General features: G+C 61.2%; 18 protein-coding genes. 12 read left to right on the top strand and 6 right to left on the bottom strand.

What is annotated here, in order from left to right; genetic code table 11:
- The first annotated feature begins 273 nt into the window (after positions 1-273).
- The 5 genes from guaB to J3P88_RS25015 all read left to right on the top strand — a co-directional run bounded on the left by guaB (position 274) and on the right by J3P88_RS25015 (position 5,550).
- Positions 274-1,743, top strand: coding sequence for an IMP dehydrogenase (guaB, locus tag J3P88_RS25035; protein ID WP_186705413.1), 1,470 nt, complete (start codon positions 274-276; stop codon positions 1,741-1,743).
- A gap of 79 nt (positions 1,744-1,822) precedes the next feature.
- Positions 1,823-3,400, top strand: coding sequence for a glutamine-hydrolyzing GMP synthase (gene guaA / locus J3P88_RS25030; RefSeq protein WP_045155136.1), 1,578 nt, complete (start codon positions 1,823-1,825; stop codon positions 3,398-3,400).
- 548 nt (positions 3,401-3,948) lie between these two features.
- Positions 3,949-4,119 carry an acetyltransferase gene (locus J3P88_RS25025; protein WP_434572195.1) on the top strand — a complete coding sequence of 57 codons (171 nt, stop codon included), beginning with the start codon at positions 3,949-3,951 and terminating at the stop codon, positions 4,117-4,119.
- 626 nt (positions 4,120-4,745) lie between these two features.
- Positions 4,746-5,021 (top strand): hypothetical protein, encoded by a 276-nt coding sequence (locus tag J3P88_RS25020; RefSeq protein ID WP_434572194.1) that lies wholly within the window; start codon positions 4,746-4,748, stop codon positions 5,019-5,021.
- A gap of 4 nt (positions 5,022-5,025) precedes the next feature.
- A complete protein-coding gene (locus J3P88_RS25015; protein WP_434572192.1) occupies positions 5,026-5,550 on the top strand; it encodes a helix-turn-helix transcriptional regulator in 525 nt (174 codons plus the stop codon).
- A 350-nt stretch (positions 5,551-5,900) separates the two neighbouring features.
- Here J3P88_RS25015 and treR read toward each other — a convergent pair whose 3' ends face one another.
- The gene (gene treR, locus J3P88_RS25010; protein ID WP_186705424.1) at positions 5,901-6,605 is read right to left on the bottom strand and encodes a trehalose operon repressor; all 705 of its coding nucleotides are present in this window, start codon (positions 6,603-6,605) and stop codon (positions 5,901-5,903) included.
- Between the two features lie 245 nt (positions 6,606-6,850).
- Between treR and treP the strand changes: the two genes are divergently transcribed.
- The 7 genes from treP to tadA all read left to right on the top strand — a co-directional run bounded on the left by treP (position 6,851) and on the right by tadA (position 16,469).
- The gene (gene treP, locus J3P88_RS25005; RefSeq protein ID WP_434572190.1) at positions 6,851-8,293 is read left to right on the top strand and encodes a PTS system trehalose-specific EIIBC component; all 1,443 of its coding nucleotides are present in this window, start codon (positions 6,851-6,853) and stop codon (positions 8,291-8,293) included.
- 68 nt (positions 8,294-8,361) lie between these two features.
- Positions 8,362-10,008: an alpha,alpha-phosphotrehalase gene (gene treC, locus J3P88_RS25000; protein WP_434572188.1), complete on the top strand. Its 1,647-nt coding sequence runs from the start codon at positions 8,362-8,364 to the stop codon at positions 10,006-10,008.
- 143 nt (positions 10,009-10,151) lie between these two features.
- Entirely contained in the window at positions 10,152-11,375 is a 1,224-nt protein-coding gene (locus J3P88_RS24995) for a maltoporin (protein WP_434572186.1), read from the top strand.
- Between the two features lie 71 nt (positions 11,376-11,446).
- Positions 11,447-13,981, top strand: a complete 2,535-nt coding sequence (ptsP, locus tag J3P88_RS24990; protein WP_434572184.1) for a phosphoenolpyruvate--protein phosphotransferase — start codon at positions 11,447-11,449, stop codon at positions 13,979-13,981.
- Positions 13,982-13,983: 2 nt separating this feature from the next.
- Positions 13,984-14,271: a PTS transporter subunit EIIB gene (locus J3P88_RS24985; protein WP_053182260.1), complete on the top strand. Its 288-nt coding sequence runs from the start codon at positions 13,984-13,986 to the stop codon at positions 14,269-14,271.
- 324 nt (positions 14,272-14,595) lie between these two features.
- Positions 14,596-15,972 (top strand): multicopper oxidase family protein, encoded by a 1,377-nt coding sequence (locus tag J3P88_RS24980; RefSeq protein ID WP_186729992.1) that lies wholly within the window; start codon positions 14,596-14,598, stop codon positions 15,970-15,972.
- Complete coding sequence (gene tadA / locus J3P88_RS24975) at positions 15,972-16,469, top strand: tRNA adenosine(34) deaminase TadA (RefSeq protein WP_434572181.1); 498 nt, start codon at positions 15,972-15,974, stop codon at positions 16,467-16,469. The genes J3P88_RS24980 and tadA overlap by 1 nt, the downstream gene beginning before the upstream one ends.
- Before the next feature lie 198 nt (positions 16,470-16,667).
- On the opposite strand, the gene cmoB is transcribed toward tadA, so the two are convergent.
- From cmoB to lon, 5 genes are all read right to left on the bottom strand, one after another.
- The gene (gene cmoB, locus J3P88_RS24970; RefSeq protein WP_186705432.1) at positions 16,668-17,624 is read right to left on the bottom strand and encodes a tRNA 5-methoxyuridine(34)/uridine 5-oxyacetic acid(34) synthase CmoB; all 957 of its coding nucleotides are present in this window, start codon (positions 17,622-17,624) and stop codon (positions 16,668-16,670) included.
- Positions 17,621-18,364 (bottom strand): carboxy-S-adenosyl-L-methionine synthase CmoA, encoded by a 744-nt coding sequence (gene cmoA, locus J3P88_RS24965; protein WP_053118678.1) that lies wholly within the window; start codon positions 18,362-18,364, stop codon positions 17,621-17,623. Before cmoA ends, cmoB begins: the two co-directional genes overlap by 4 nt.
- Before the next feature lie 151 nt (positions 18,365-18,515).
- Positions 18,516-19,151, bottom strand: coding sequence for a lysoplasmalogenase (locus J3P88_RS24960; RefSeq protein WP_434572178.1), 636 nt, complete (start codon positions 19,149-19,151; stop codon positions 18,516-18,518).
- A gap of 2 nt (positions 19,152-19,153) precedes the next feature.
- On the bottom strand, positions 19,154-19,546 hold the full coding sequence (locus tag J3P88_RS24955; protein WP_434572176.1) for a protease inhibitor I42 family protein: 393 nt from the start codon (positions 19,544-19,546) through the stop codon (positions 19,154-19,156).
- 218 nt (positions 19,547-19,764) lie between these two features.
- Entirely contained in the window at positions 19,765-22,179 is a 2,415-nt protein-coding gene (gene lon / locus J3P88_RS24950) for an endopeptidase La (RefSeq protein ID WP_434572174.1), read from the bottom strand.
- Between the last annotated feature and the right edge of the window lie 30 nt (positions 22,180-22,209).

Raw genomic sequence — 22,209 nt, 5'->3', positions numbered from 1 at the left:
CCTTGTGGAATGGAATACAAACCCTGTGGCGAGGGAGCTTGCTCCCGCTGGGCTGCGAAGCGGCCCCGGCTTTTGGCGGTTGCTGCGCAACCGAGCGGGAGCAAGCTCCCTCGCCACAGGGGCCACCATTTCCCCACTCTCTGTGTTTGGTTGAAGGCGGTGGTTTCAGCCCGTCAATCACCCCGCCAATAATAGACAGAGTTTTACATTGAGCCAGACGGGGTGCATGAGTATAATGGCGCGCTTCCATTTTCCCGCTCGGGAGCCCCCGCGATGCTGCGTATCAGCCAAGAAGCTCTGACCTTCGACGACATTCTCCTAGTGCCCGGTTATTCCGAAGTACTGCCTAACGAAGTCAGTCTCAAAACCCGTCTCACCCGTGGCATCGAACTGAATATCCCCCTGGTTTCCGCTGCCATGGACACCGTGACCGAAGCCCGTCTGGCCATTGCCATGGCCCAGGAAGGCGGTATCGGTATCATCCACAAGAACATGACCATCGAACAGCAGGCCGCCGAAGTGCGCAAGGTCAAGCGGTTCGAGGCTGGCGTGGTCAAGGATCCGATCACCATCGAGGCTGATGCCACGGTCCGGGATCTGTTCGAACTGACCCGCATGCACAACATCTCCGGCGTTCCGGTGCTGCACGATGGCGACCTGGTCGGCATCGTCACCTCCCGCGACGTGCGTTTCGAGAACCGCCTGGATGCTTCCGTCCGCCAAGTGATGACGCCTAAAGAGCGCCTGGTCACGGTCAAGGAAGGCACCAGCAAGGACGACGTCCGCGAGTTGCTGCACAAGCACCGCATCGAGCGCGTGCTGATCGTCGATGACAAATTCGCCCTCAAGGGCATGATGACCGTCAACGACATCGAAAAAGCCAAGGCCTACCCGCTGGCGAGCAAGGACGACCAAGGTCGCCTGCGCGTCGGCGCCGCCGTCGGCACCGGCAAGGACACCGGTGACCGCGTCGCCGCCCTGGTCAATGCCGGCGTTGACGTGGTGGTGGTCGACACCGCCCATGGTCACTCCAAAGGCGTGATCGACCGCGTTCGCTGGGTCAAGCAGAACTTCCCTGACGTGCAAGTGATCGGCGGCAACATCGCCACCGGCGCAGCCGCCAAGGCCCTGGCCGACGCTGGCGCCGACGCCGTCAAGGTCGGTATCGGCCCTGGCTCGATCTGCACCACCCGCATCGTCGCAGGTGTCGGCGTGCCGCAGATCAGCGCGATCGCCAACGTCGCCGCTGCCCTTGAAGGCACTGGCGTGCCGTTGATCGCCGACGGCGGTATCCGTTTCTCCGGTGACCTGTCCAAGGCCATCGTTGCCGGTGCCTACTGCGTGATGATGGGTTCGATGTTCGCCGGTACCGAAGAAGCGCCGGGCGAGATCGAGCTGTTCCAGGGCCGTAGCTACAAGGCTTATCGCGGCATGGGGTCGCTGGGCGCCATGTCCCAGGCCCAGGGCTCTTCCGACCGTTACTTCCAGGACTCCTCGGCGGGTGCCGAGAAGCTGGTGCCGGAAGGTATCGAAGGTCGCGTGCCATACAAGGGCACCCTGAGCGCCATCATCCATCAACTGATGGGCGGCCTGCGTTCCTCCATGGGCTATACCGGCAGCGCTGACATCGAAGAGATGCGCACCAAGCCGGAATTCGTGCGCATCACCGGCGCCGGCATGGCCGAGTCCCATGTACACGATGTGCAGATCACCAAGGAAGCGCCGAACTACCGTGTAGGTTAAGGCTTCCAGCAAAACGTTAATCACCGGGGCTGTTCATTCAGCCCCGAGTTGTTTCTGATTCACTACATGAGAATGAGTCATGGCCCTCGACATTCACGCTCACCGCATCCTGATCCTCGACTTCGGTTCCCAGTACACCCAACTGATCGCCCGCCGCGTGCGTGAGATCGGCGTGTACTGCGAACTGCATCCGTTCGACATGGATGACGAAGCGATTCGCGAATTCGCTCCGAAAGGCGTCATCCTCGCCGGCGGCCCCGAGTCCGTGCACGAAGCCGACAGCCCGCGCTGCCCGCAAGCCGTGTTCGACCTGGGCGTGCCGGTCTTCGGTATCTGCTACGGCATGCAGACCATGGCTGAACAGCTGGGCGGCAAGGTCGAAGGTTCGGACCTGCGTGAGTTCGGTTACGCCCGCGTCGACGTGGTCGGCAAGAGCCGCCTGTTGGACGGTATCGAGGACCACGTCGACGCCGATGGCCTGTTCGGCCTGGACGTGTGGATGAGCCACGGTGACAAGGTCACCAAGATGCCGGAAGACTTCCACATCCTGGCCAGCACCCCGAGCTGCCCGATTGCCGGCATGTTCAACGATGATCGCCGCTACTACGGCGTGCAGTTCCACCCTGAAGTGACCCACACCAAGCAGGGCGGCCGGATCCTGTCGCGCTTTATCCTCGACATCTGCGGGTGCGAAGCCCTGTGGACCCCGTCGAAGATCGCTGAAGACGCCATCGCCCAAGTCCGCGCTCAGGTCGGCACCGACAACGTGCTGCTGGGCCTGTCCGGCGGCGTTGACTCCTCGGTGGTTGCCGCGCTGCTGCACAAGGCCATCGGCGACCAGCTGACCTGCGTCTTCGTCGACAACGGCCTGCTGCGCCTGCACGAAGGTGAGCAAGTGATGGCCATGTTCGCCGAGAACATGGGCGTCAAGGTGATCCGCGCCAACGCCGAAGAGCAGTTCCTGAACAACCTGGCCGGCGAGTCCGACCCGGAGAAAAAACGCAAGATCATCGGCCGCACCTTCATCGACGTGTTCGATGCCGAATCCTGCAAGCTGGACAACATCAAGTACCTGGCCCAGGGCACCATCTACCCCGACGTGATCGAGTCGGCCGGCGCCAAGAGCGGCAAGGCCCACGTGATCAAGTCCCACCACAACGTCGGTGGCCTGCCGGAAGAGATGAACCTCAAGCTGGTCGAGCCGCTGCGCGAACTGTTCAAGGACGAAGTGCGTCGCCTCGGCCTGGAACTGGGCCTGCCGTACGACATGGTCTACCGCCACCCATTCCCGGGCCCGGGCCTGGGCGTGCGGATCCTCGGTGAAGTGAAGAAGGAATACGCCGACCTGCTGCGTCGCGCCGACCACATCTTCATCGAGGAACTGCGCAAGGCCGACTGGTACCACAAGGTCAGCCAGGCGTTCGTGGTGTTCCAGCCGGTGAAATCCGTGGGCGTGGTCGGCGATGGCCGTCGCTACGCCTGGGTCGTCGCCCTGCGCGCCGTGGAAACCATCGACTTCATGACTGCGCGCTGGGCTCACCTGCCGTACGAGCTGCTGGAAACTGTCTCCGGGCGGATCATCAATGAAATCGAAGGCATTTCTCGCGTGACGTATGACGTGTCGAGCAAGCCGCCGGCGACGATTGAGTGGGAGTGAGCCTACGCCCTCTAAGGGACCTGTGTTGACTAACAAAAATGCCCGCTGAGTTGCGGGCTTTTTGCATTTGTCACCCTCCGGAACTGGCGCACCTGTTTAAAGGCAGCTCAACACGATCACAATCTCAAGGCCGGGATGCGAGACATTTTGGATGCCTACGGTGAGGCCGTCAGGCTGGGTCAAGCTGGGCGCGCTGCTGCCGAGATGAGCCGCAAGGCCAGCCTGACGGATTACGAGTTCGCGGCCTTTGAGAGTGCGCACGACAAGACGCCCGCCCGGACAGTGACCTTTGAATGATCGTTCTTGATACGAATGTGATTCGGAGCCGTTACGACATTTGCCTGAGGCCAACGTGATTGAACGTATTGACGCACTACCGCTGCAGATGCTTTTCTGTCAGTAATGACTGATGCTGAGTCATGCGCTGGCGTGGCACTGATGCCAACCAGCAAGCGGCGTACAACGCAGTCGACGGCTCGGTGTATCTTGCCTCTCAGTGTGCTACCGTGTGAGCAGAAATTGATCAAACCGTTTGGGGTATTCATGTCATGAGCCACAAGCTGAACACCTATGGCGTATCCATAGTAGAGCGGCCTAAAGTTAAAGCCATCAAGAAGCTGGATTTGGGTGGCGACTTGGGTAAGCAGATCGTTTATTCAGAAACCAAGCTCGTTCTCAGGACTCACAAGAAGACCTTTCAGAAGTTGGCTGACATGTAATGGAGTTGATCTTCTCGAAATCACAACATTTATTCATTGCGTCGTTTTCAATACTACGAAATGATTTGATGTGAATTTGGCTTTGCTCTAACGGGGTTTCCGCAATGAATCGCATCTCGTAGCTGTCGAAGTCTAAATCAAATAGCTGTTGGCTGATGACGACGGCTTGCCAGTTTAATACCTTCTTCAAAGCGATTTTTACGAATTCATTGCCTCGCATATTTATTTGAGGTATACCCGATTTTTTTTAGGTCGTACAATTTGGGGTGCGTTCTCGATGTCTACGTTGGGGAAAGAAATACATACTTTTTGAACGGTATTGTCTTTTCGCTCTAGAGTAAATATGACGTCATCAATCTTTATTGGTCAACTTTCCATAACCTCAACATAATTTTTTACGCTGAAAGCAATCGTGATGATCATGGTGTTCATCCTTGATAGTTGAGTGCGTGTTTGCAAAGTGGGATGTTACCGTCTTTGCCTGAGTGATCGCACCTTTTCACGAGGACCTGTCAAATGCCAACCTATCTCCTCGTTTAAGACGCTGCTGAGTGGCGCCGCTTTAAGGGGATGCTTAGGTTGTCATTTGACAATCTGGCGACTCATGCGAATACTGAAGATCACGGATGATTCGTCCAACGCACCCGAAGAAAGAAATCGAACAAACGCTCAGGTATGCCGAAGGGCAGGGGTGGCGCATAGGCGCTAGTGGCAGTCACGCTTGGGGGCGGGTTTATTGCCCGTACAAAGACGCGGAGTGCCGCTGTGGCGAATTCTGTATCACATCGATATGGAGCACGCCGCAGAATCCTGGCAACCACGCGCGAGCATTGCGACGCGTCGTGGACAATTGCACTGCGCATCGCAATCGGCGCGACGCTGATGGCGATGATGAGGAGTAGAAAAATGGAATATATTTTTACCTTGAAATATCAGCTTGCTAACGATGGCTGTGCCATGGATGAACTGGTGGAGCGGCTGGGAGAAGCGGGCTGCGACGATGCTCTGGTCGGCATCGGGCAACCGGGCCGGCTGGCGCTTGAGTTCACCCGCGAGGCGCCTGATGCGGTCAAGGCGGTGCTTAGCGCTCTGGTCGACGTCCATCGCGCAGTGCCGTCGGCCAAATTGATCGAGGTCGCGCCTGATTTGGTCGGACTGACCGATGTCGCGGAGATCGTAGGCGTGTCTCGGCAGAATATGCGCAAGCTGATGTTGGCTCATCCGAGCAGCTTCCCGACGCCGGTGCACGAGGGGAGTGCTTCTATCTGGCATTTGGCGGACGTGCTGACCTGGTTGCAGGCCAAGGGCAACTATTCGCTTACCCAGAATGTGTTGGATGTGGCCCAGGTGGCGCTGCAGGTCAACGTCGCGAAAGAAGGTCGACGGTTACCTGGCATGGCTTGCGAAGAGTTGGACGCTTTGGTTGGGTGACAGACATCTCAGCCTCTCCTCTGTTCGACGAGCCGGTTGTCAGGAGTAATCGTTTTTGTGCGCGGCTCTTTTTATCTAATCGTTTTTTTACAACCATAACCGTTACCTACAAGATCAGGTGCACGACATCATTTCTGGAATGCCCGTGCTGCAGCAGTTCAGGGTATGAGTCGAAATCGCTGTTGCCGTCTCGCGGGTGTTTGAGGAGGACGGCGGAGCGTGTGCTGCTGTGATCGATCGATATCGGCCGGGAAAACCTGTCGACCGCTGAAGTCCTTCAGGCTTAGGTATTAGAGAACTGTGAACGAATCAAATCCGTGTGAACCCGTATCCACACGCCTTTTTTGCGTTCACCGCCGCGCCACATCCGAAAAATAAAACTTATCCAGCGTATGCCGCGATTCGGTGTACTCGAACTGCCGCCCGTCCTGGAGAAAAGTCTGGTTACTCACCACGATGACATGGCTCTGGCCTTCGAGGTCCAGGTGCTGCTGGTCGTCCTTGCCGCAGCGGACCGCTTCGATGGTGCGCTGGGCGTAGGCGATTTGCAGCTGCAGGGTCTGTTCGATGAAGGCGTAGATCGACTGCACGGCGATGTCGCGCGTCAGGCCGGGGATTACGTCGCTGACGAAGTGGTTGATGTCCAGGATCACGCGCTTGCCATCGATTCTCCGGACCCGCTTGATGCGGGTGACCTGGCTGCCGGCGGGGGCCTTGATGTGCTCGAGCAGCGCGCCTTCCAACGGTAACTGGCTGAACTCGACCACTTCGGTACTGACATCGTTGCCCAGGCGCGGGTAGGTCTCCTGGAAACTGACGATGCCGCCGAGCTGGAATTCGATGGGCTGGGTGGACAGCACGAAGGTGCCCTTGCCATGGATTTTCTGGGCGAAGCCGCGCTCCTGGAGTTGTTCGATGGCCTTGCGCACCGTGCCACGGCTGGCCTGGTAGCTGTCCATCAGTTCGGTTTCGGAGGGCAGGCGGGCGCCTCGCTCCAGGCGCTCGGTGGTAATGCTGGTCAGCAGATCGTTGTAGATCTGGTTGTATTTGCTCATGGAGAGGGCTCTGTACCGCGCTGTTCACCGGGGCGGAACCTTACGGGCCAAGTGGGGGATTTGTCCATTCGGCTGTCATTCTTTGACGACAGAAGCGTAGGACGTTTCCCGGTTTTTCGAGGACCTATCATAAACAAAAACAAAACTCGTCTGTACGAGTTGTTGATTTAACTCGTACAGACGAGTACTTTCCCTTCCACGTGCTGTCGACTCTCAATAACAAGAATGACGCGGAAGAAAAAAGCATGAGCCACGATTACTCCAAAATCGCCAGCGAGCTGCTGCAAAGCTTGGGTGGCGTCGACAATATCGAGCAGGCGGCCCATTGCGTGACGCGCCTGCGCCTGTCCCTCAAGGACGCGACCCGGGTGGACAGCGCCACGCTGAACCAGATCGACCTGGTCAAGGGCTCCTTTTTCACCGGTGGCCTGTTCCAGGTGGTCATTGGCCCCGGCGAGGTGGAAAAGGTCTACGCGGCCCTGCGCGAGCTGACGGGCCTGGCCGCCGCGACCATCGCCGACGTCAAGCGCCAGGGCGCGCAGAAAGGCAACGGTATGCAGCGCCTGGTGCGGGTGCTCTCCGATGTGTTCATGCCCATCCTGCCCGCCCTGGTGATTGCCGGCCTGCTGATGGGCGTCAACAACCTGCTGGGCGCCAAGGGCATGTTCATTGCCGGGCAGACGTTGCTCGATGCCTATCCGAACCTGGACGGCGTCTGGAGCCTGATCAATCTCATGGCCAACACCTCCTTCGTCTTTCTCCCGGCCTTGGTGGGCTGGTCGGCGGCCAAGCGTTTCGGCGGCAGCGAGATCCTTGGCATCGTGCTGGGCCTGATGCTCGTTCACCCGGACCTGCTCAACGCCTGGAACTACGGCAAGGCCGTGGCGGGATTGGACGGCCAGAGCCTGCCGTATTTCGATATCTTCGGCTGGTTCCGGATCGAGAAAGTCGGCTACCAGGGGCAGATCCTGCCGATCCTGCTGGCGGCCTATGTCATGAGCGTGATCGAGCGATGGTTGCGGGCCAGGGTGCCCAACGCCATCCAACTGCTGGTAATCCCCATCACCACCATCGTGATCACCGGGGTGCTGGCCCTCGCCATCATCGGTCCGGTCACCCGCCACCTGGGCATCCTGATCACCGAAGGCATGGTGGCGCTGTTCGACCTGGCACCGGTGATTGGCGGGGCGATTTTCGGCCTGCTCTATGCGCCGCTGGTGGTGACCGGCATGCACCACATGTTCCTGGCGGTGGACCTGCAGTTGATCTCGACCCAGGGCGGCACCTTCATTTGGCCAATGATCGTCATGTCCAACCTGGCCCAGGGCAGCGCGGCGCTGGCGGTGTTCTACATGACCCGCAATGCGCGGGACAAGAGCATGGCGTCCACCTCGGCGATTTCCGCTTATTTCGGCATCACCGAACCGGCAATGTTCGGGGTCAACCTGCGCTACAAATTCCCCTTCTATTGCGCCCTTACCGGCTCGGCCCTGGGTTGCATTTTCCTGTCACTGAACAAGATCAAGGCCTCGGCGATTGGCGTCGGAGGCCTGCCGGGATTCATTTCCATCGTGCCTGACTACATACCGATGTTCGTGGTCGGCATGGTCATCGCCATGAGCGTGCCCTTTGCCCTGACCTGTGCGTTGAGCATGAAGATCGTCCGGCCGGGGTATCGGGTGGCCTGACCCTGTGGGCGGGCTTGCCCGCGATGAGGCCCGCAAGGCTAGTACCAAACAGACTGAAGGAATTGCACATGCAAGACTGGCAACGCTCGGTGATCTACCAGATATATCCCAAGAGTTTCTACAGCCATGGCGGCCAGGCCACCGGTGATTTGCTGGGGGTGGTGGACAAGCTCGACTACTTGCACTGGCTGGGTGTGGACTACCTGTGGCTGACGCCGTTCCTGCGTTCGCCGCAACGGGACAATGGCTACGACATCAGCGACTACTACGCCATCGACCCCAGCTACGGCACCATGGCCGATTGCGAATTGTTGATCACCGAGGCGCGCAAGCGCGGTATCAAGCTGATGCTCGACATCGTGGTCAATCACACCTCCATCGAGCACCCCTGGTTCCAGGCCGCCCGCAGCAGCCTCGACAACCCGTACCGCGATTTTTATATCTGGCGGGACCAGCCGAACACCTGGGAGTCCAAGTTCGGTGGCTCGGCCTGGGAATACGAAGCGCAGACCGGACAGTATTACCTGCACCTGTTCGACCATACCCAGGCCGACTTGAACTGGGACAACCCCCAGGTCCGCGCCGAAGTGTTCAAGATGATGCGTTTCTGGCGGGACAAGGGCGTGGGGGGCTTTCGTCTCGATGTGATCAACCTGATTTCCAAGCCGGCCGACTTTCCAGACGACCACACCGACGGCCGGCGTTTCTATACCGACGGTCCCAATGTGCATCGCTACTTGCAGGAAATGCACCGGGAAGTCTTCGAGGGTTTCGACCTGATCAACGTTGGCGAGATGTCGTCCACCAGCCTCGAGCACTGTGTTCGTTATTCGTGCCCGACTTCCCGCGAACTGTCGATGACCTTCAATTTCCATCACCTGAAGGTGGACTACCCGAACCTGCAAAAGTGGGTGCGGGCCGACTTCGATTTTCTCGAACTCAAACGCATCCTGTCCGACTGGCAGGTCGGCATGCAGGCCGGTGACGGCTGGAATGCGCTGTTCTGGTGTAACCATGACCAGCCGCGAGTGGTGTCGCGGTTCGGTGACGACGGTGAGTACCGCGTGCCTTCGGCGAAGATGCTCGCCACGGCGTTGCATTTTCTCCAGGGCACGCCATTCGTGTACCAGGGCGAGGAGCTGGGCATGACCAATCCGGGTTTCGATCACATCGAGCAATACCGCGATGTGGAAACCCTGAATATCTATCGCCTCAAGCGCAACGCCGGAGTCCCCGAAGCCGAGGCCATGGCGCCAATCATGCAGAAGTCCCGTGACAACGGGCGCACGCCAATGCAATGGAGCGCAGGGCCGAACGCGGGGTTCAGTCGGGTCGAACCCTGGATTGGCGTGCCTGCCAACGCCGCGTTCATCAACGTCGAGCAACAACAAAAAGACGCGACCTCGGTGCTGCATTACTACCGCGAGCTGATCGCCCTGCGTCGCAGCGAAGCCTTGATCCAGGACGGCGTCTATCGCCTGCTGTTGCCTGAGCATCCACACGTGTGGGCGTACCTGCGCGAAGGGCAGGGTGAGCGCCTGCTGGTGGTCAGCCATTTTTATGGCGGCGACTGCGAGGTGGAGCTGCCCGAAGGGATCCTCACCCAAGAGACGAAACAACGCTGGGTGATTGGCAACTACGAAGCGGGTGAACACCGATACCGACGGCTGCGCCTGCGGCCCTACGAGTCGTTCGTGCTGCACCTGAGCGACTGAATAAAAAACTTCCCTTGACCCAGGCAATGCCTGACAGCGAACACGTTGCGCCAGACGCATCGTGGGCCCTTTGTCGCCGGCCAAACGGCAAACAAGGGGGGAAGTCATGGAGCAAACAACAATAAGAAACAATGGAGAGGCGTATGAAAACAATAATAAACCGTGGCCTGGCCGCGTCCTGTATCTGCCTGGCGCTGCCGTTCCCGGTTCAGGCGCTGGAGTTTTCCGGTTATTTGCGCAGTGGCGTCGGCAGCGCGACCAATGGCCGTTCCCAATCCTGTTTCCGTTTGCCTGGGGCGCAGACCAAATATCGGTTGGGCAACGAGTGCGAGCAGTACGGGGAATTGGAGCTGCGCCAGGATCTGTTCACCCTCGACGATGGCTCGGTGTTGAGCGTGGACGGCATGGCGTCGCTGTACAACCGCTACGACCGCACGCCGACCTTCCAGGGTGAAAACGGCGCGGCGCGCATGCCGCAGATGTATGCCCAATGGTCGAATATGCCCAGCCTGAACGGCGGGTCGTTGTGGGCCGGCCGGCGGTATTACAAACGCAACGACATCCATATTTCGGATTTCTACTACTGGAACCAGAGCGCCACCGGTGGCGGGATCGAGGACGTGCTGATCGGCGGGTTGAAATACAGCTACGCCTTCTCGCGCAAGGACAACCTCTACCAGAAAGACCCGGTCAACCGGCATGACTTCAACGTCGCCGGTTTCAGGACCAACCCCGGCGGCGAGCTGGAATTTGGCCTGAGCTTCATCGACCGGGCGAACCGTCGTGACGCCCACCGCGGTTGGGCCCTGACCGTCCAGCATGTGCAACAGGACTTCCTGGGTGGCAAGAATAAACTGGCCTTGCAATACGGCGAGGGCCCCGGCACCGGGCTGGGTTATACCGGCGACACCGGGCTGGACGACAGCAACAAGAGCTATCGTCTGGTGGAGTTTTTCGATTGGCAGGTCACGCCGCGTTTCGGCGGGCAGGTGCAGGCGGTGTACCAGAAGGACATCCGCCCCGATGGTGCCGACCAGGACTGGCTGTCACTGGGGGTTCGCCCGGCGTACGCCATCACCGATCAGTTCAAGCTGGTGGCCGAACTGGGCCACGACCAGGTGCAGGCCAACGATGGAACACGCAAGCTGAGCAAATTCACCTTTGCCCCCACCTGGTCGCCCAAGGGCCCGGAATTCTGGGCGCGCCCGGAAATACGGCTCTATTACACCTACGCCAGTTGGAACGCGGCGGCCCAGCGTGCAGCCAATGAGTTGGCGGCCGGCTCGGCGCTGTCCGACACCGGTGCGTTTGGTGGGGCGCGGCATGGTTCCAACGTGGGCCTGCAGGTCGAATATTGGTGGAAATGACCCGTGCAGGCGCGGGTCGCTGATCGGCGTGCCCGCAATGCGAAAAAGAACAGACAGCAGCAGGTGAAGTCATGAACACAACGCAATCCTTGCAATTGCTCGCACCGCTGTCCGGGGTCTTGATGCCTTTGGACAGCGTGCCGGATCCGGTTTTCTCCAGCCGTGTGGTGGGGGATGGCATTTGTATCGATCCGACCTCGCAAACCCTTTGCGCGCCGCTGTCCGGTGTCGTCGGCACGCTCCAGGACAGCGCCCATGCGGTGAGTATCACCGCTGACAATGGTGTCCAGGTGCTGATGCATATCGGCCTGGACACGGTCAACCTGGCGGGCAAGGGGTTCACCTCGCGGGTGACCATGGGGCAACGGGTCGAGGCCGGTCAGCCGCTGATCGATTTCGATGCCGACTACATCGCCTTGCACGCGCGCAGTCTGTTGACGCTGATGCTGGTGGTCAGTGGCGAACCCTTCAGCCTGCTCGTGGACGAGGCCACTGGCATCGAGAGCGGCGCGCCGCTGTTGCAGGTGCGCTCAGATGAGCAGGGAGCGGCCGACGAGGCGCAGCCGGGCACGGTGCTGTTTTCCCGGCGGCTGGTCGTGCCCAATGAAAGTGGCCTGCACGCCCGTCCCGCCGCGGTGTTCGCCCAGGCGGCCAAGGGCTTCGACGCCCATATCCAACTGCATAAGCAGCAAGCCAGCGCCAACGCCAAATCCCTGGTGGCGATCATGGCGTTGCAGACGGCCAAGGGCGACTGTGTGCAGATCAGCGCCGCCGGTGCCCAGGCCGGGCAGGCCATCGAAGCGCTGGAACAAATGCTGCTGTCAGGGTGCGGCGAAACAGTGCAAGCGCCGCTAGCACTGGAGCCGATCACCGCCGTCGAACCGTCGATGCCCGGCCGGCTGCGGGGTGTCTGCGCATCGCCCGGCTCGGCGTTTGGTGAAGTGGTCCAGATCGCTTCCCAGGTGTTGGACATCGAGGCGGCGGGCGTCGGCATCGAGGCCGAGCAGGCGGCCCTGGATCAAGCACTGGAGCAGGCGACGCAAGCCTTGAAAGCGTTACAGGGCGAGGCGGCAGGCAGCGTCCAGGCGCAGATTTTTCGTGCCCATCAAGAATTGCTCGAAGACCCTACCTTGCTGGAGCAGGCCCAAGCCTTGATCGCTGCGGGCAAGAGCGCGGCATTTGCCTGGAAAACCGCCACCGAGGCAAGCGCCGCGCTGTTCCTGCAATTGGGCAGCGCTTTGCTGGCCGAGCGCGCAACGGACCTGGCCGATGTCGGGCAGCGGGTACTCAAATTGATCCTGGGCGTGCAGGACAACGCCTGGAACCTGCCCGAACAGGCGATTCTGGTGGCCGAGCAACTGACGCCCTCCCAGACCGCCAGCCTCGACACCTCGCGCATCGCCGGGTTTGTCACCGTGGGTGGCGGCGCCACCAGCCATGTCGCGATCCTGACTCGTGCGCTGGGCCTGCCCTCGTTGTGTGGCGTGGCGCAAGACGTATTGGCCTTGGAGAACGGCACTCGGGTACTGCTGGACGCTGATAGCGGTGAACTGCACGTGAACCCGGATCAGGCCTTGATCGAGCAACGCCAGGTCGCGGCTGAGCGGCAGCGCCAGCGACATCAGCGAGACCTGGAGCAGTCGGCCCTGGCGGCTCGTACCCTGGACGGCCATCGAGTCGAGGTCAGTGCCAATGTCGGGTCGCTGCGAGACGTGGAGCAGGCCATGGCCCTTGGAGGCGAAGGTGTGGGACTGTTGCGCTCCGAACTGCTCTACCTGGATCGCGCCCACCCACCTGGCCACGACGAGCAAGCGACCCTGTACAGCGCCGTCGCCCGGGTTCTCGGACCTGAGCGCAACCTGGTGGTTCGCACCCTCGACGTGGGTGGGGACAAGCCGCTTGCTTACGTGCCGATGGCGCATGAGGCCAATCCATTCCTGGGCATGCGCGGCATTCGCCTGTGCCTGGAGCGACCCCAGTTATTGCGCGAACAATTCCGGGCAATCCTCGCCTGTTCGGGGCTGGCACGGCTGCACATCATGCTGCCCATGGTCACGCACCTGGCGGAGCTGCGCCTGGCGCGGCAAATGCTGGATGAGGAGGTCCGTCAGTTGGGACTCACGCAGGCGCCGAAGCTGGGCATCATGATCGAAGTGCCGGCGGCGGCGCTGATGGCTGACCTGTTTGCCCCTGAAGTGGATTTCTTTTCCATCGGCACCAACGACCTGACCCAATACACCCTGGCCATGGACCGTGACCATCCACGTTTGGCCAGCCAGGCCGACAGCCTGCATCCCTCGGTGTTGCGCCTGATCGCCCGTACGGTCGAGGCCGCTCGCGCCCATGGCAAATGGGTCGGAGTGTGTGGCGCGCTGGCCTCGGAACCCCTGGCGGTGCCGCTGTTGTTGGGGTTGGGCGTGGACGAGTTGTCAGTCAGTGTGCCGCTGATTCCGGCGATCAAGGCCTGCGTGCGTGAATGGAACCTGAGCGAGTGCCGAACGCTGGCCCAAGAGGCCTTGGGCCAGGACAGCGCGGAGCAGGTGCGTGACCTCCTGCGTACTCACTCATCCACGGCCAACCCGGCCACCCTGGCCATGGAGCATTGAACATGTTCGACAAACTACAACAGGCCTTCTGGAAAGCACTGACACCGGACCTGGTACCGGAAGAACCCAAGCGGCCGGGAACGCTCGATGGGCTGGCGCCGGCCCTCATTGCTGCGTTGGGCGGCGCGGAAAACCTCAAGTCTCATCAGCCCGTCGCGTTGACGCGGTTGCGGGTGGAGCTGCGGGATATGGCGCGGATCGATCGGGCCGGGCTGAGCGTCGCCGGTGTGACGGGGGTGATGACGCTGGACAACGGGGTGGTGCATCTGATCACCGGCTTGCAGGGCTGACCGTTCGGGGGGGCTGCTGCGCAGCCCAGCGGGAGCAAGCTCCCTCGCCACAAGAGCGGTTCGGCGTGGGGGGCGTTCGTTGTTTTGCGGGTATTGGAATTTTGAAGGTTCGCCTCACCGCTCCCACCACCGCAAAACCGTGGCGAGGGAGCTTGCTCCCGCTGGGGGGCGAAGCGCGGACCGCTCGATTCATTCTTTTGTCGGGAAATGATCACCACACGTTTTTTTCATCTTGGTTTCCTTACCGTTTCTCATCTGCGGGTGTATCGTATTCGCCTTTTGCGGGCCCAACGGTTCGCGCGGATTCAATAGGTGGTTGCGTTCATGTCCTTTACCCGTCGCCAAATACTCGGTGGCCTGGCCGGTCTTGTTGTCGTTGGTGTGGGTGCAGGCGGCGCGTCACGGTACTGGTTGGGCAAAAGGACGGATGCCGAGGCCGGTCACGACTATGAATTGATCGCCGCGCCCTTGGATGTGGAACTGGTGGCCGGGCACAAGACCCAGGCCTGGGCGTTTGGCCCCTCGGCGCCGGGTACCGAGCTGCGGGTGCGCCAGGGCGAATGGTTGCGGGTTCGTTTCATCAACCATCTGCCGGTCGCCACCACCATCCATTGGCACGGGATTCGTTTGCCGCTGGAGATGGACGGCGTGCCCTATGTCTCGCAACTGCCGGTGCTGCCGGGCGAGTACTTCGATTACAAATTCCGTGTGCCGGACGCCGGCAGCTATTGGTATCACCCCCACGTCAACAGCAGCGAAGAACTCGGGCGTGGGCTGGTGGGGCCGTTGATCATCGAAGAGCGCGAGCCCACCGGTTTCAAATACGAGCAGACCCTGAGCCTCAAGAGCTGGCATGTGGATGAGCAGGGCGAGTTCGTCGCGTTCAGCATTCCCCGCGAGGCGGCCCGTGGCGGCACGGCCGGGCGGCTGTCGACTATCAACGGCGTGCCGCAAGCGGTGATTGACCTGCCGGCCGGGCAGATCACCCGGGTGCGTTTGCTCAACCTTGATAACACCCTGACTTACCGCATCAACATTCCCGGTGTTGAAGCGCAGATCTATGCGCTGGATGGCAACCCCATCGAACCGCGCCCGTTGGGCAAGGAATACTGGCTGGGGCCAGGCATGCGCATTTGCCTGGCGATCAAGGCACCGCCGGCTGGCGAGGCGTTATCGCTGCGCAACGGCCCGGTGCGCCTGGGGACGCTGCGTTCGGTGTCCAACAATGACGCGCCGGCGCCATGGCCGCCAGCATTGCCGCCCAACCCGGTGGCCGAGCCAGACCTGGCCAATGCCGAGAAACTCAACTTCAATTTCGAATGGGTCGGCTCGGTGTCGGTGAATGTCGACAACGGCAAGCCGCCAAGTCTGTGGCAAATCAACGGCAAGGCTTGGGACATCACCGACAAGACCTGCGCCGACCGACCGATCGCCACGCTGAAGAAAGGCCAGAGCTACATTTTCGAATTGAAGAACATGACCCAGTACCAGCATCCGATCCATTTGCACGGCATGAGCTTCAAGGTAATTGCGTCGAACCGGCACAAGGTCGTGCCGTATTTCACTGACACCTACTTGCTGGGCAAGAACGAGCGGGCGCAGGTGGCGCTGGTGGCGGATAATCCAGGCGTGTGGATGTTCCACTGCCATGTGATCGACCACATGGAAACCGGCCTGATGGCCGCCATCGAGGTGGCGTGATGCGCCAGATTCGCCCCGCCAAGATCATCGACCGCAGCCGTGACCAGGACTTCATGCGCGAAGCCCTGGCCCTTGCCGCACAAGGCGCCGCCCTGGGCGAGGTGCCGGTGGGCGCAGTACTGGTGCAGGACGGTGAAATCATTGGGCGCGGCTTCAACTGCCCGATCAGTGGTCACGACCCCAGCGCCCACGCCGAAATGGTCGCGATCCGCGCCGCCGCCCAGGCCATGAGCAACTATCGTCTGCCCGGCAGCACGCTGTACGTGACGCTGGAACCGTGCAGCATGTGCGCCGGCTTGATCGTCCATTCACGCATCGCCCGGGTCGTCTATGGCGCCTTGGAGCCCAAGGCCGGCATCGTGCAGAGCCAGGGGCAGTTCTTCAGCCAGGGCTTCCTGAACCATCGGGTGCTGTTCGAGGGCGGGGTGTTGGCTGAGGAGTGCAGTACGGTGCTGAGTGAGTTCTTCAAGGCCCGAAGAGCCAAATCGCAAGGTTGAACACATACCCTTGTGGCGAGGGAGCTTGCTCCCGCTGGGCTGCGCAGCAGCCCCAAACCATTCAACACAGTGCATCAGGAAAAATCGGTTGGCAGCTTTTACGACTGCTGCGCAGCCGAGCGGGAGCAAGCTCCCTCGCCACAATGATTGGCAGCCCTTAAGTGAGCAGGCTGTTCTCCCACAGGGGCTCCGGGCGATTTATTTACGCGCCACAATCACCGCCCGCATCGGCGCTGGCAGCCCTTCGATGGTCTTGCTGTGGTCGGCGGGGTCGAGGAAGTCGCTCAGGGACTGATATTTCATCCACTCGGTGCTGCGCTGTTCTTCCACGGTCGTCAGGCTCACGTCCACGCAACGCACATCGCTGAACCCGGCGCGGCGCAGCCAGCGTTCCAGGGCCGGGACCGACGGCAGGAACCACACGTTGCGCATCTGCGCATAGCGGTCTTCGGGCACCAGCACCTGATGTTCGTCGCCTTCGATCACCAAGGTTTCCAGCACCAGTTCACCGCCCTTGACCAGGCAATCCTTCAAGGCCAGCAAGTGTTCGATCGGCGAGCGGCGGTGGTAGAACACGCCCATGGAAAAAACCGTGTCGAAGCCTTCCAGTTCCGCTGGCAGGGCCTCGAAGGGGAACGGCAGGTGCCAGGCGTTGGGCTGCGACAGGTAGCGCTGCACCGCCTGGAACTGGCAGAAGAACAGCCAGTTGGGGTCGACGCCGATCACCGTGTCGGCCCCGGCGCCGAGCATGCGCCACATGTAGTAGCCATTGCCGCAGCCCACATCGAGGATGCGCTTGCCCTTGAGATCCAAGTGCGGCGCCACCCGCGACCACTTCCAGTCCGAGCGCCATTCGGTGTCCACGTGCACGCCGAACAGGTCGAACGGCCCTTTGCGCCAGGGTGACAGGCCCATCAGCGCGGTACGCATTTGCCCACGGGTTTCGTCGGAGCAATCAGCGTCGAGCGTCAGGCCGTTCAGCAGGTCGACGGTGGTGGGTTGCAAGACCGGCAGCGCATCGAGGGCGCTTTGCCAGCGCTCCAGGTCGCCGTGGCCCTTTTCCATCTTGCTGTCGAGTTGCGTCTGCAGCGTCGCGGCCCAATCGGCCAGGGGTGTGCCGGCCAGATGGCGGGCGAGGGGGGACAGATCGATCATGGCAGGGCAATCAACGAGGCGAAGTTAAGACACTGGAACCACGGCACGACTTTCGAGAACCCGGCCGCCAAGAGGCGCTCGCGGTGTTCTTCGAGGCTGTCGGGCTTCATGACGTTTTCGATGGCGCTGCGTTTCTGGGCAATTTCCAGCTCGCTGTAGCCGTTGGCGCGCTTGAACGCCACGTGCAGGTCGGTGAGCAGGGCGTGTTCCTCGGCGTCGTTGAAGCGTAGCTTTTCCGAGAGGATCAGGGCGCCGCCTGGCAGCAGGGACTGGCGAATGCGGCTCAACAGTGCTGTGCGTTGGTCCGGCGCGATGAATTGCAGGGTGAAATTCAGCGCCACCACCGAGGCCGGCTGGAACGCCAGGGCGAGGATGTCGCCTTCGATCACTTCCACCGGCAGCAGCTCTTGGAACATCGAGTCCTGGCCGTTGAGGTATTCACGGCAGCGTTCGACCATCGCCGCCGAGTTATCCACCGCGATCACCCGGCAACCGTCGGTGCGCACATGACGGCGCAGGGCCTGGGTCACGGCGCCCAGGGACGAGCCAAGGTCGTAGAGCACGCTATTGGGCTGGGCGAATTGCGCGGCGAGCACGCCGAGGTTTTCGACGATGGTCGGGTAACCCGGCACGGAACGCTTGATCATGTCCGGGAACACCCGCACCACGTCCTCGTTGAAGGCGAAGTCCGGCACTTGGGCCAGGGGTTGGGCGAATAGACGGTCGGGGTCTTTGCTCACGGCGGTTCCAGCGGCATGGGTGGTGAAAAGGCCGGCATTTTAACCAAAAAACCTGTGGGAGCGAGCTTTGTGGGGGTAAGGCCTGGGGGAGCAGGGCTGTGTGGGAGCAAGCCTTGCTCCCACAGAGCTCTGCTACCACATTAATCTTTGTTCAGTGCTGCTTTTGCGGGAACGCCGACGCGGTAATGCCCCATTGGCCCAGCCAGTAACTGATGATGATCAGGTAAGGCGCGGCATGGAAGGGCTGCACGAACCGGTTGATGCCGATCAGGCTGTCGGAAAACACAAAGGCCAGGGCCCCGGCGGCGGCTAGCCAGGCCGAACGCTTGGGTACATCGGTGCCCAATCTTGCCAACGCTCGCCAGAGCATGGCGCTGATGGCCAAACCATAAACCACCACCGGCACCAGTAACGGCCCGAGACCGCTCGACACCAGGATCCCCAACAGCACCACGCCGATGCCCAAGGCCAGGGCCAACGGCCGCAGTGCCGGACGGCGACAGTCGCTGAGGTAGGCTTTCAGGTAGGCCAGGTGCGCCAGCAGAAACGCGCCGAGGCCGAACACGAACAGATCCCCCGGCCAGGCCAGCAGCACATCGCCCACCAGGGAAAAAATCAGCCCGAGGCTGATCCAGCGTCGATAGTCGCCCGGCGGCGCATCGTGCAGCCAGCCGAGCAGGGCCAGTACCGGCATGGGCTTGACCAGCAGGCACAGCAACGTGGCATGCATGGCCAGGCCGTACAGGTAGGTGGCCGCACCCATCAGTGCGAGGATCAGCCAACCCACGGTCAGTTCACCGCAATGGCGCAGTCAAAGGTTTCCACCGGCGGCACTTCCGGCGCCCAAGGCTGTTGATAAGTCAGGCGCAAGCGCCCGGTACCGGCGTTGAACGCCTGGAAGCGCCAGGTCGAGACACCGGCGGCGCCAACGATGCCGGCGTCTTCCGGGTTGCGATAGACCTCCGGCCCCAAACCTTTCAACACGCCTCCCGCTGAATCCTGGATCGCCCAGCGATAACCGGTGCTGGGGTTGCTGGGCAGGCTCAGGATCAGGTTCTGTCCGTTGTTGAGCCTGACCGGGCACTGGCTCAGTTTTTCCACGGTCACGTTGTGGCTGGTTTGCGTGGCGCAGGCGCTCAGCAGCACGAGGCTGAGGGGGACGAGCAGGCGAGTGAGGGACATAAGGGTAACGGCTCCGGCGTTTACGACGAACGGCGAGCATAACCGAAGATGCTACTGGGTGTGTCAGCTGGGCATGTGTCGTTGCTGATGCCGCCTTCGCGAGCAAGCCCGCTCCCACATTAGGTATTGGTGTGGATCACAAGTTTTGTGAACGACAAAAATTCCACTGTGGGAGCGGGCTTGCTCGCGAAGGCGGTAACGCAGGCGCTACATAACCCTCAGAACAACACCTTCGCCACATCCGCAAACCGCTTGGCAAAGTGCACCGTCACACCTTCCTTGAGGTAGTCCGGCAGTTCTTCGAAGTTGCCCCGGTTGGCTTCCGGCAGGATCAGTTCGTTGATCTTCTGCCGGCGCGCCGCGATGACTTTCTCACGCACGCCACCAATGGGCAGGACATGCCCGGTGAGGGTCAGTTCGCCGGTCATGGCCACGCCTTTTTTCGGCGGCTGGTTGCGAGCCAGGGACAGCAAGGCGCTGGCCATGGTGACGCCGGCGCTCGGGCCGTCCTTGGGCGTGGCGCCTTCCGGCACATGCAGGTGAACGAAGGCCTCGTCGAAGAACTTCGGATCGCCGCCAAATTGCTTCAGGTGCGAACTGACGTAGCTGTGGGCGATTTCCGCCGACTCCTTCATCACCTCCCCCAGTTGCCCGGTCAGCTTGAAGCCGCGATTGAGGGTGTGGATGCGCGTCGCTTCGATCGGCAAGGTCGCGCCGCCCATGCTGGTCCAGGCCAGGCCGGTGATCACCCCGACGCCAGACAGTACCTGTTCGTTGCGGAACACCGGCTTGCCCAGGGACGCCTCAAGATCCTTCGGCCCGAGCTTGATCACCGCTTTTGGCTCTTCGATCAGCTTCATCACCGCCTTGCGCACCAGTTTGCCCAGCTGTTTCTCCAGCTGGCGCACCCCGGCCTCACGGGCGTAACCGTCGATCAAGGCCTTGAGGGCGCTGTCGTTGATGCTCAGGCTGCCCTTGGACACGCCGGCCTTGGCCAGTTGCTTGGGCCACAGGTGGCGCTTGGCGATGGCGACTTTTTCTTCGGTGATGTAGCCCGACAGGCGGATCACTTCCATCCGGTCCAGCAGCGGCCCGGGAATCGAGTCCAGGGTGTTGGCGGTGCACACGAAGAGCACTTTCGACAGGTCCAGGCGCATGTCCAGATAGTGGTCGAGGAATTCGACGTTCTGTTCCGGATCGAGGGTCTCGAGCAAGGCCGAGGCCGGATCGCCCTGGTAGCTCTGGCCCATCTTGTCGATTTCGTCGAGCATGATCACCGGGTTCATCACTTCGACATCCTTGAGCGCCTGCACCAGCTTGCCCGGCTGGGCACCGATGTAGGTGCGCCGGTGGCCCTTGATCTCGGCTTCATCGCGCATGCCGCCGACACTGAAGCGGTAGAACGGTCGGCCCAGGGACTCGGCGATGGACTTGCCGACACTGGTCTTGCCCACGCCCGGCGGGCCCACCAGCAGCACGATGGAACCACTGATCTCGCCTTTATAGGCACCGACGGCGAGGAATTCGAGGATGCGGTCCTTGATGTCGTCCAGGCCGGCGTGGTGCTGGTCGAGCACCTTGCGCGCATGCTTGAGATCGAGTTTGTCCTGGCCATACACGCCCCACGGCACCGACGTCGCCCAATCCAGGTAATTGCGGGTGACGGCGTATTCCGGCGAGCCGGTTTCCAGGATCGAGAGTTTGTTCATCTCCTCTTCGATACGCTTTTGCGCCTGGGCCGACAGCACTTTGCCTTCCAGCCGCTGCTCGAACTGCTCGAGATCGGCGCTGCGGTCGTCCTTGGTCAGCCCCAGTTCCTGCTGGATGACCTTGAGCTGTTCCTTGAGGAAAAACTGGCGCTGATGTTCACCGATCTTGTTGTTGACCTCGGCGGAAATCTCTTTCTGCAACCGCGCCACTTCGACCTCCTTGCGCAGCATTGGCAGCACTTTCTCCATGCGCTTGAGCATGGGCACGCAGTCGAGCACTTCCTGCAGCTCATTGCCGGTGGCGGAGGTGAGTGCGGCGGCAAAGTCGGTGAGTGGCGAAGGGTCGTTGGGGCTGAAGCGGTTGAGGTAGTTCTTCAGCTCTTCGCTGTACAGCGGATTGAGCGGCAGCAGTTCCTTGATCGCATTGATCAGCGCCATGCCGTAGGCCTTGACCTCGTCGGTCGGCTCGCTCGGCTGGTGCGGGTATTCGACCTCCACCAGATACGGTGGGCGATGGTGCTTGAGCCAGGTGCGGATGCGCACGCGGGTCAGGCCCTGGGCGACAAACTGCAATTTGCCGGCTTCCCGGCTGGCGTGGTGCACCTTCACCAGCGTGCCGTACAGCGGCAGCTTCGAGGTGTCGAAATGACGCGGGTCTTCCTGGGGCGTGTCCATGAAAAACAGCGCCAGGGAATGATGTTCGGACTTGGCCACCAGCTCCAGGGTCTCGGCCCACGGTTCTTCGTTGACGATGACCGGCAGCACCTGGGCCGGGAAGAAGGGGCGATTGTGGATGGGGATGATGTAGACCTTGTCCGGCAGGTTCTGGCCGGGCAGGGCCAGGCCGGTACCGGAGGAGGTGTGTTCGACGTGTTCGGAGTCAGCGTATTCGTGAGTGGCTTCAGTAGAGTGCTGGTCGCTCATGGGGCACCTGCGCAATGGGGTATGGGTCTT

The sequence above is a fragment of the Pseudomonas sp. Z3-6 genome, assembly GCF_051131985.1.
GTDB classification, from domain to species: Bacteria; Pseudomonadota; Gammaproteobacteria; order Pseudomonadales; family Pseudomonadaceae; genus Aquipseudomonas; species Aquipseudomonas zanjanensis.
This window is presented reverse-complemented; position numbering and strand designations above follow the sequence as displayed.

Coding starts and splice junctions, on each gene's coding strand:
- treP (WP_434572190.1), top strand. CDS start 6,851: ATGAGCCACGATTACTCCAAAATCGCCAGCGAGCTGCTGCAAAGCTTG.
- J3P88_RS25025 (WP_434572195.1), top strand. CDS start 3,949: ATGAGCCACAAGCTGAACACCTATGGCGTATCCATAGTAGAGCGGCCT.
- guaA (WP_045155136.1), top strand. CDS start 1,823: ATGGCCCTCGACATTCACGCTCACCGCATCCTGATCCTCGACTTCGGT.
- treR (WP_186705424.1), bottom strand. CDS start 6,605: ATGAGCAAATACAACCAGATCTACAACGATCTGCTGACCAGCATTACC.
- cmoB (WP_186705432.1), bottom strand. CDS start 17,624: ATGATCGATCTGTCCCCCCTCGCCCGCCATCTGGCCGGCACACCCCTG.
- J3P88_RS24955 (WP_434572176.1), bottom strand. CDS start 19,546: ATGTCCCTCACTCGCCTGCTCGTCCCCCTCAGCCTCGTGCTGCTGAGC.
- J3P88_RS24980 (WP_186729992.1), top strand. CDS start 14,596: ATGTCCTTTACCCGTCGCCAAATACTCGGTGGCCTGGCCGGTCTTGTT.
- J3P88_RS24995 (WP_434572186.1), top strand. CDS start 10,152: ATGAAAACAATAATAAACCGTGGCCTGGCCGCGTCCTGTATCTGCCTG.
- ptsP (WP_434572184.1), top strand. CDS start 11,447: ATGAACACAACGCAATCCTTGCAATTGCTCGCACCGCTGTCCGGGGTC.
- J3P88_RS25015 (WP_434572192.1), top strand. CDS start 5,026: ATGGAATATATTTTTACCTTGAAATATCAGCTTGCTAACGATGGCTGT.
- lon (WP_434572174.1), bottom strand. CDS start 22,179: ATGAGCGACCAGCACTCTACTGAAGCCACTCACGAATACGCTGACTCC.
- J3P88_RS24985 (WP_053182260.1), top strand. CDS start 13,984: ATGTTCGACAAACTACAACAGGCCTTCTGGAAAGCACTGACACCGGAC.
- J3P88_RS25020 (WP_434572194.1), top strand. CDS start 4,746: ATGATTCGTCCAACGCACCCGAAGAAAGAAATCGAACAAACGCTCAGG.
- treC (WP_434572188.1), top strand. CDS start 8,362: ATGCAAGACTGGCAACGCTCGGTGATCTACCAGATATATCCCAAGAGT.
- tadA (WP_434572181.1), top strand. CDS start 15,972: ATGCGCCAGATTCGCCCCGCCAAGATCATCGACCGCAGCCGTGACCAG.
- guaB (WP_186705413.1), top strand. CDS start 274: ATGCTGCGTATCAGCCAAGAAGCTCTGACCTTCGACGACATTCTCCTA.